The sequence below is a fragment of the Sesame phyllody phytoplasma genome (assembly GCF_018390775.2).
In the GTDB taxonomy this organism is placed as follows: Bacteria; Bacillota_I; Bacilli_A; order Acholeplasmatales; family Acholeplasmataceae; genus Phytoplasma; species Phytoplasma australasiaticum.
On the sequence record NZ_JAHBAJ020000010.1, the window covers coordinates 19297 to 27163 of the forward strand.

The following is a 7867-nucleotide window of genomic DNA, read 5'->3' on the forward strand; positions in this document are numbered from 1 at the left end:
TCACTTAAAAATTTTTTTATGTTTAAGAATTTTTTATTTTAATTAAAATATTGTTTATATTAAGGAGTTTCTTTTATTGCTATGAATTTTAAAGTAGCTATTGATGGTCCAGCTGGAGCTGGTAAAAGTACTGTTAGTCAACTATTAGCTAATAAATTAAAATGGTTTTATTTAAATACCGGATTATTATTTCGTATAATTACTTTTTATATATTAAAAAGTGAAATTAATTATAATAATGATCATTTGACTTTTAATGAATTAGAAAAATTATTACAAAATTTAAATATTAGGTTAATAAATAATGGTTTTTATTTAAATAATGAATATTTTTCTGTTAATTTAAACGATTTTGATATTGAAAGTAAAGTTTCAAATATTTCTTCTTTGTTACCTGTTAGAAATAAAATTTTAATATTGCAACATCAAATAATGCGTGAACATGATTATATTATTATGGATGGACGGGATATTGGTACCGTTGTTATGCCCGATGCTAATTTAAAAATTTTTTTAACTGCTAGTATAAAGCAACGAGCTTTAAGGAAACAAAAAGATTTACAAATTAAAAATAAAGATTTTATAAATTTATTTGAGATAATGAAAAAAATTAAATTACGAGATTTAAAAGATGAAAAACGCTCTATTGCTCCTTTAAAAAAAGCAGCAGATGCTATTTTAATAGATAGTACTAATTTGTCTATCGAAGAAACAGTGAATGTAATAGAGAATTTAATTAAAAGGGAAATATCGGTTAAAACATGTTTAAAGTAGCTATTGTAGGTCGCCCTAATGTAGGTAAATCTAGTTTATTTAATCGCCTTTTAAGGCAAAGATTAGCTATAGTGGATTCGGAAGCTGGCACTACTAAAGATCGTATTTATGCTGATACTCAATGGTTAAATCAAAATTTTATCATTATTGACACAGGTGGTATTAGTTTTAACGATTTACCTTTTCAGGAAAAAATTCAATATCAAACTCAAATAGCTATTCAAGAAGCGGATGTAATTGTATTTGTAACAGATATTCGAGATGGAATTACTCAAGATGATTTGTTAATAGCAAAACTTTTATATTCAAAAATTTCAAAAGTAATATTGGCAGTTAATAAAATGGATAATGTTAATTTATTATCGGAAACTTATGATTTTTACAGTTTAGGTTTTAATGAAATTTTAGGTATTAGTGTGCTCCATGGTATCGGTATAGGGACGCTTTTGGATAGTATTATTTCTAAACGTCCATTAGAGCAAATTCCTAATAACATTAAAACTGAAGATATGGTTAAGTTTTGTGTGATTGGAAAACCTAATGTTGGCAAATCTACTTTTATAAATGCTTTATTATCCGAAGAAAGAATGATTGTTTCTAGTATTCCTGGAACTACCACAGATATAGTTGATAATATATTTGAATATAATAAGCGTTTTTATTGTATTGTTGACACAGCAGGTTTAAAAAAAAGAGGGCAAATAAAAGCTGGTAAAGAAAAATACAGTTTTTTAAGAACTTCGATGGCTATATTAGAAAGCGATATTGTTTGTTTTATGATGGATTCGAGTCAAAAAATTAGTGATCAAGATAAAAATATCGCTTCTATGATTTTTAAAGCAAATAAACCTTGTATTATTATCGCTAACAAATGGGATTTAATTTCAAAAACAGATCAGGTTTATGATACATTTAAGATTAATATAAGAAATGAATTAAAATTTCTTGATTATATGCCATTAATTAATATTTCTGCTTTGCAAAAATATAATTTAGATGAGTTTATAAAAATTTTAGATAAGATTTTTGTCAATTATAAAAGTAATTTTACAGATCATGTTTTAAATGATATTTTGTATAAAGCTATTCAATTAAATCCGCCTCACATTTTTCAACAAGGTAAAGCTCGTTTTTATTATTTAAAACAAATTTTTAATAAACCGCCTACTTTTGTTTGTTTGGTTAATGAACCGAAATTTATTCATTTTTCTTATGAGAGATTTTTGAAAAATCAATTGAGATTAAATTTAGAATTACAAGGGTTACCTATTAAAATCATTTTTAAAAGGAAAAGTTAGCGTATATGCAAGAAAAAATTACTATTATAGGCGGTGGAGCTTGGGGAACTACTTTAGCTCAAGTGTTATCAGATAATGGCCATTGGGTTTTAGTATATGATAATAATATTGAATATGTAAATTGTATTAAACAACATAAACACCCTGTTTTTATTAAAACTTTAAATCAAAAAATTCAAGCTACTTATGTTTTATCTGAAGCTTTATTATATTCTGATTTAATAATTTTATCTATACCTGCGCAAAAAATAAGATTATTTTTGCGAGAAATCAATGTTATTTTGAAACAACGATCAAAAAATTTTATTAATGTTTCTAAAGGTATAGAAGTGGAAAGTTATAAGACTATTCAAGAAATTATTCAAGAAGAATTGGATTCATTTAAAATTGGTAATTATGGTTGCCTTATGGGGCCATCTCATGCTGAAGAAGTTATTGAAGGATATTTAACTTTTTTAGTATCTGCTTCTTCTGATTTACAATTCGCTAAATTGATAAATCGTATTTTTACTAATAAAAATTATTTAAAAGTTTTTGTGTCTAATGATGTTTATGGTTGCGAGATATGTAGTGCTTTTAAAAATGTTTTGTCTTTAATCAGTGGTATTTTAGATAGGAATAATTTTAAAAATAATGCTAAATCCGCTTTTTTTAGTATAGCTATTATGGAATTATATAAGTTAATGAAATGTTTAGGGTTTTCTTTAGAAACAATTTTAAGCGTAGCAGGTTTAGGTGATTTAATAGTAACGAGTTTTAATGAAAATTCTCGTAATTATAAAGCTGGTATCCAAATAGGTTTAGGTTTGGATATTGCATCAATTTATCATAATAGTCAACAAACTATAGAAGGTATTAATAATTTAAAAGCTTTTTATCATTTAATGTTAGATAAAAATATAAAATTGCCCCTTATTAAAAGCGCTTATCAAGTGGTTATAGAAAATAAACCTATAAATTATCTCTTTAAAGCGATTATGAAATAAATTTACATTAAAATAACGATTTTGTGTTAATAAAACTTATTTTTATGCTAAAATCAAACTAGATTCAAGTTTTTTGACATTATTTTAATGTTTAAGAATATATTATATTATTTTGTTCATAAAAACATTAATTTATTTTCTCTAAATTTGGATTTTAATAAAAAGTTAAAAAGATTTTTAGCTTTTATTTAATTGAAAATGATTTTAAAATTTAATAAAGGAGCCAAAACAAATAATGAGTAAGGCTGAATTGATCTCTAAAGTAGCTAAAGATACAAATATGAAAAAAAAAGATGTTGTTAAATTTTTCAAATCTTTATATGATATCATGGGTGACACTTTAAATAAAAAAGAAAAATTTACAATTCCTTATTTAGGTTTTTTTAAAATGTCCTATCGTAAATCAAGAAAATTTAAAATACCTACTACATCTGAAATCAGAATTACTCCTCCTCAAACAGTACCAACATTTAAAATGAGTCCTAAAGTTAAAAGAGATTTTAAAAAAATCTTATCCGAATAATAAAATATATAAATTAAATTGTTGGAAAAAGAGGTTGTTTTTTGAATTATTTAGATCAAAATATTAATCCTTATCGCCATTTTATTGGAGCTAAAGTTAGTGTTGCAGGCGAACAAGAAATAGGTGTAGTTACTAGAATTGATATTCAAAATAAAATTGTATGTGTTTTATTTAAGAAAATGAGAGAAGTAAAATATCGTTATCCAGAGGTTTTGGATAAAAAACTTATTAAAATCATTGAAACTTAATGTAAATTAAATTTTTTTGTAGTTCAATATAGTTTAATAAATATTAAATATTTAAAAATTTTATTATAGTATTAAAAGAATAGTTTTATAGCTATTTTTTTAATTTATAACGATATTAATTATCGTTTTAATTTTAGTAATAATTTGGATTATTTAGTTTTTAGAATATTCATGAGGTTATTAGAAAAATGAGTGAATTAGTAAAATTATTTTGTCAGAAATGTGGCAGAGAAAATTATCATACTTATAAAAATAAAAAACAAAATTCTAAAAATTTGGAATTAAATAAATACTGCCCTTTCGAAAGAAAATATTTACTCCATAAAGAGAAAAAATAAATTAATTTAATGATTAAAAGAATATTGATTTATATTATTTTTTCAGTTATTTAAATGCAATAAATTTTAAATTTTTATTATTTAGATATTTTGGAAAATATTATTTTACTTCTTTTATTATTATTTTTATGGGCCCTGTAGCCAAGTGGTAAGGCATAGCTCTGCAAAAGCTTGAACATCGGTTCGAATCCGTTCAGGGCCTCCATTTTTTTAATATATGTTTCAAATATATTATTTTAATTGTAAATTAAATTGAATTTATTGTATTTGGAAATATATATTATTGAATTTTTTTATAAAATAATATTTTTTATAGATTTAAATATTATATAATAGTAGCATATGAATAAAAAAATGAAATTAATTTTAGCTATTGTTTCATCAGAAGATGCTGATGAAGTACAACATAATTTAAGTAAAAATAACTTTTTTAGCACAAGATTATCAACTCAAGGAGGCTTTTTAAGTAAAAAAAATGTTACTTTAATTATAGGTTTATCAGTTGATAAAGTGGAACAAGCTATAGAAATTATTAGATTCCATTCTCGACAAAAAACACAAATTATACCGAATGATATTTTAAATGAATTTTCCGCTTATTACTCTTTGCCTTCTGAAGTTTCTGTTGGTGGAGCTACTATTTTTATTTTAGATGTGGAAAAATTTTTAAAGTTATAATTATTCGTTAAAGGAGAAATATTTAATAATATTGATTGACATAAATAATAATTAATTTAATTAATCTATTGATTAATTTAAATTAATTTTGTTTTTGTAGTTTGAAAGGATATCACTGAGCCATGGCTTTGAATAAAGAGCAAAAGAAAAAAATTTTAGAACAATGTGATGCTAATCTCGTGAATACGGGTTCCAATAAAGCACAGTTTAATTTATTAAACTCTAATATCGAAGTATTATCATATCATGTTAAAAAACATCCTGGTGATTTTCAAGCTAAACGTAGTTTAATTATTAAACGTCATCAGTTAAAAATAATAAAAAGAAATATTCTTAATTAAGTTTTTATCTTAATCAAATATTTCTTTTTTATTTTTTTATTAAGTATTTAAATATTAAAAAAGTATTACCAATTTTTATAAAAATAAATAAAAATTTTAGACATAATAAAATATTAAATTTTTTATGTATAAAAATAAAATAATTACTATATAAAATTGTTTATAAAAAATTAAAAAAATAATTTGGTGATGTTAAAAATCTGTTATCTATTTGTTTGTTGTTTAAAGATAAGAGAAGTTATATTTACTGCATATAGCGAAATACATTAGTAAAAATTTTATTGCTTAAAATTTCTTTAGTAATTTTAGCCATGGATTTTGAGTTGATTTATGTACGATATTTTAATAAATATAATTACATGGCGTTTTAATTGTTAGGTGTCTTATTTAATTAAATAATCTTTTAAATTTAAAAAAATTTCAATAATTTTTACTTTTTTTTAATAATTAATAAAATATATTTTCTTGCTAATTGTTTGATTTTATTAAATTTAAATATTTATTAATTCGATTTTGATTAATTTATAATTTTTCGAAATTTTATTTTTAAAAATTATTAAATTTTAAAATTTAATAAAATAATATTTTATTTATTAAAAATATTTATTTAGTGATAATTAATAAAAAATTTTTGTTTAATTTGTTTTTTTACTTTAACAGTAATAATTTTTTATAAATATTGTTAATTTTTATGGAGCGAGTGAAGGGAATCGAACCCTCATTATATGCTTGGCAAGCATATGTAATAACCATTATACGACACCCGCATTTTAATTATAAATTATAATTTTTTTAAAAATTATTATTGAGTTTCCCTTACTATTAGATTTTACCAAAAAATTTAATGGATTTTACAAAATAATTGGTGCCCTTAATAAGAATTGAACTTATATTACATCATTACCATTGATGTGTTTTACCATTAAACTATAAGGGCTATATTGTTTAGCATTTAATAAATAATTATATCATAAACATAATAAAAAAAATAATTTTTGTAATATTAAATTTTATTGTTTCATTGTTAAATATAATATTTAATTTTATTATGAATTTGTGTATAATGGAAGTGACTATTTCGACTAATTAAAATAAAATTAGAGAATGAAATTAGAATGCAATTGCAGAGGAGTTTTTTTTAAAATGTCAGCAGATCAAATTAGTCCACGTAGTATAGGTTATTTAAAGTTTTTTTCAGAAAAAAGAACAACAGATAATCATGAAGAAAAAGGAAATTATGGATTTATTTATAGAAATCCTAATTTATCCGAAGAACAGCAATTAATGTTGCAAAATAAAGTACAAGAATTAAAAGATATGTCATCAGATTCTGAATTTTCAAGCGATGCTATTAATGACAAATATTCAGAAATTAAAGAGTTAATTGGTTTAGATACTAAATCATTAGAAGAAGTTTTTTTCCATGTTTCACAAATTGCAGATAGATCTGTTATAGAAATGACGCCTGAAGATAGAAGAAATTTTTTTTATCAAGGTGCTCTTTTTGAATTTGATGTAGAATCTACCCAGCAAGGTTTAAAAGCTGTGCGAATTAATAAAATTTTTTAATTTATTTTTATATATCATCAAAAAAAGACTTGCAAAAGTCTTTTTTTATTGTTAGGTATAAAAAATAAATTATTGTTATAAAGTGTAATATAAGGAAGTGAGTTTTTAATCAATAAATGCAAAAGTTTACTGTAGAATCAGTTACTCAAGGACATCCTGACAAAATAGCAGATCAAATTTCTGATGTTTTATTAGATGCTTATCTTAAACAAGATTCTAATGCAAAAGTCGCTATTGAAACGATAGTAACTAAAAATAAAATTATTCTTTGTGGAGAAATTAAAAGTTCTATTAATTTAGAAAAACAAACAATAGAAACTATTATTCGAGAAACAGTAAAAAATATAGGATATATAAATAAAGAAGATAATTTTTATTATTCAGATTTGGGCGCCAAAGATGCCTAAATTTCGTGCTATTTAACCAATAGCCAGGGCCGATAAACCCTGGAAGGATATGGTCGGTCTAACTAACGAAAGTAGGTTAGATTAAAGCGGACCATAAAAGCGGGTTGCGACGAAAGCAAATTAGTCAAGAGGATTCCGCCACCGAATAATTCCATGGAGAAGCCTGAAATGGCCTAAGAAGGAAAATGATGTAATAATAAGACCTGTCTCGGAAGTTGCTTAAACGGACAGTCCAGAATCTACTAATATAACGGATCTGTATTGAGTAGTTTATCAAAGAAAGAAACCTGGAATCAGCCTCCAAAAGAGGGCACTTCCCCTAAAGAATTAAGGTAGAAATTTAGTGTAACTTGGAGAATCCTAAAACCAAGTAATTAAATTTACTAATCCGGAAATAAAAGCCTGGATAGTCAAGGATAAAGAATCTTTTGAGTAGTCGTAAGAGTAAACCTAGTTTTGGAATAAGCTAGATAATCGACTTATCAAGAAGAGAGTTAATCACTCTTATAGGGCGAAAGAAGAAAGTAATTTACTATTTACTCAATGGTATCGGGAAGGAGTTGATATATTATGTCAACTACAGTTTCACCAGAAGCTAAACTTTTGCGAACATTGAATAAAATTCAATATTGTTCATCAAACAGCTACTCTTTAAAAAGAGAACCTCAGCAGGGTATGAATAACTTTTACAACACGTTAACAGCA

General features: G+C 23.7%; 10 protein-coding genes and 3 tRNA genes. 11 read left to right on the forward strand and 2 right to left on the reverse strand.

The features are described from left to right. Positions 1 to 81 precede the first annotated feature (81 nt). From cmk to KHD59_RS01530, 9 genes are all read left to right on the forward strand, one after another. Entirely contained in the window at positions 82 to 774 is a 693-nt protein-coding gene (gene cmk, locus KHD59_RS01490) for a (d)CMP kinase (RefSeq protein ID WP_213680493.1), read from the forward strand. Next, positions 762 to 2072, forward strand: coding sequence for a ribosome biogenesis GTPase Der (gene der, locus KHD59_RS01495; protein ID WP_213680494.1), 1311 nt, complete (start codon positions 762 to 764; stop codon positions 2070 to 2072). Before cmk ends, der begins: the two co-directional genes overlap by 13 nt. Positions 2073 to 2077: 5 nt before the next feature. Then, a complete protein-coding gene (locus KHD59_RS01500) occupies positions 2078 to 3058 on the forward strand; it encodes an NAD(P)H-dependent glycerol-3-phosphate dehydrogenase (protein WP_213680495.1) in 981 nt (326 codons plus the stop codon). 235 nt (positions 3059 to 3293) lie between these two features. Beyond that, on the forward strand, positions 3294 to 3581 hold the full coding sequence (locus KHD59_RS01505) for an HU family DNA-binding protein (RefSeq protein WP_004995059.1): 288 nt from the start codon (positions 3294 to 3296) through the stop codon (positions 3579 to 3581). 41 nt (positions 3582 to 3622) lie between these two features. Next, positions 3623 to 3829, forward strand: a complete 207-nt coding sequence (locus KHD59_RS01510) for a hypothetical protein (protein WP_193622157.1) — start codon at positions 3623 to 3625, stop codon at positions 3827 to 3829. Between the two features lie 188 nt (positions 3830 to 4017). Next, positions 4018 to 4167 carry a 50S ribosomal protein L33 gene (gene rpmG, locus KHD59_RS01515; RefSeq protein WP_004995055.1) on the forward strand — a complete coding sequence of 50 codons (150 nt, stop codon included), beginning with the start codon at positions 4018 to 4020 and terminating at the stop codon, positions 4165 to 4167. Positions 4168 to 4298: 131 nt separating this feature from the next. Next, positions 4299 to 4372, forward strand: a tRNA-Cys gene (locus KHD59_RS01520). Between the two features lie 149 nt (positions 4373 to 4521). Next, a complete protein-coding gene (locus KHD59_RS01525; protein WP_004995053.1) occupies positions 4522 to 4845 on the forward strand; it encodes a cyclic-di-AMP receptor in 324 nt (107 codons plus the stop codon). A gap of 122 nt (positions 4846 to 4967) precedes the next feature. Next, the gene (locus tag KHD59_RS01530; RefSeq protein ID WP_213680496.1) at positions 4968 to 5186 is read left to right on the forward strand and encodes a 30S ribosomal protein S15; all 219 of its coding nucleotides are present in this window, start codon (positions 4968 to 4970) and stop codon (positions 5184 to 5186) included. Between the two features lie 692 nt (positions 5187 to 5878). Here the strand turns inward: KHD59_RS01530 and KHD59_RS01535 are convergent. Both KHD59_RS01535 and KHD59_RS01540 read right to left on the reverse strand, forming a co-directional pair. After that, positions 5879 to 5953, reverse strand: a tRNA-Gly gene (locus KHD59_RS01535). Positions 5954 to 6049: 96 nt separating this feature from the next. Next, a tRNA-Thr gene (locus KHD59_RS01540) sits at positions 6050 to 6123 on the reverse strand. A gap of 206 nt (positions 6124 to 6329) precedes the next feature. Between KHD59_RS01540 and KHD59_RS01545 the strand changes: the two genes are divergently transcribed. Then, complete coding sequence (locus KHD59_RS01545; RefSeq protein ID WP_004995049.1) at positions 6330 to 6755, forward strand: hypothetical protein; 426 nt, start codon at positions 6330 to 6332, stop codon at positions 6753 to 6755. Between the two features lie 116 nt (positions 6756 to 6871). Continuing rightward, positions 6872 to 7162 carry an S-adenosylmethionine synthetase N-terminal domain-containing protein gene (locus KHD59_RS01550; RefSeq protein ID WP_213680498.1) on the forward strand — a complete coding sequence of 97 codons (291 nt, stop codon included), beginning with the start codon at positions 6872 to 6874 and terminating at the stop codon, positions 7160 to 7162. The last annotated feature ends 705 nt before the right edge of the window (positions 7163 to 7867 follow it).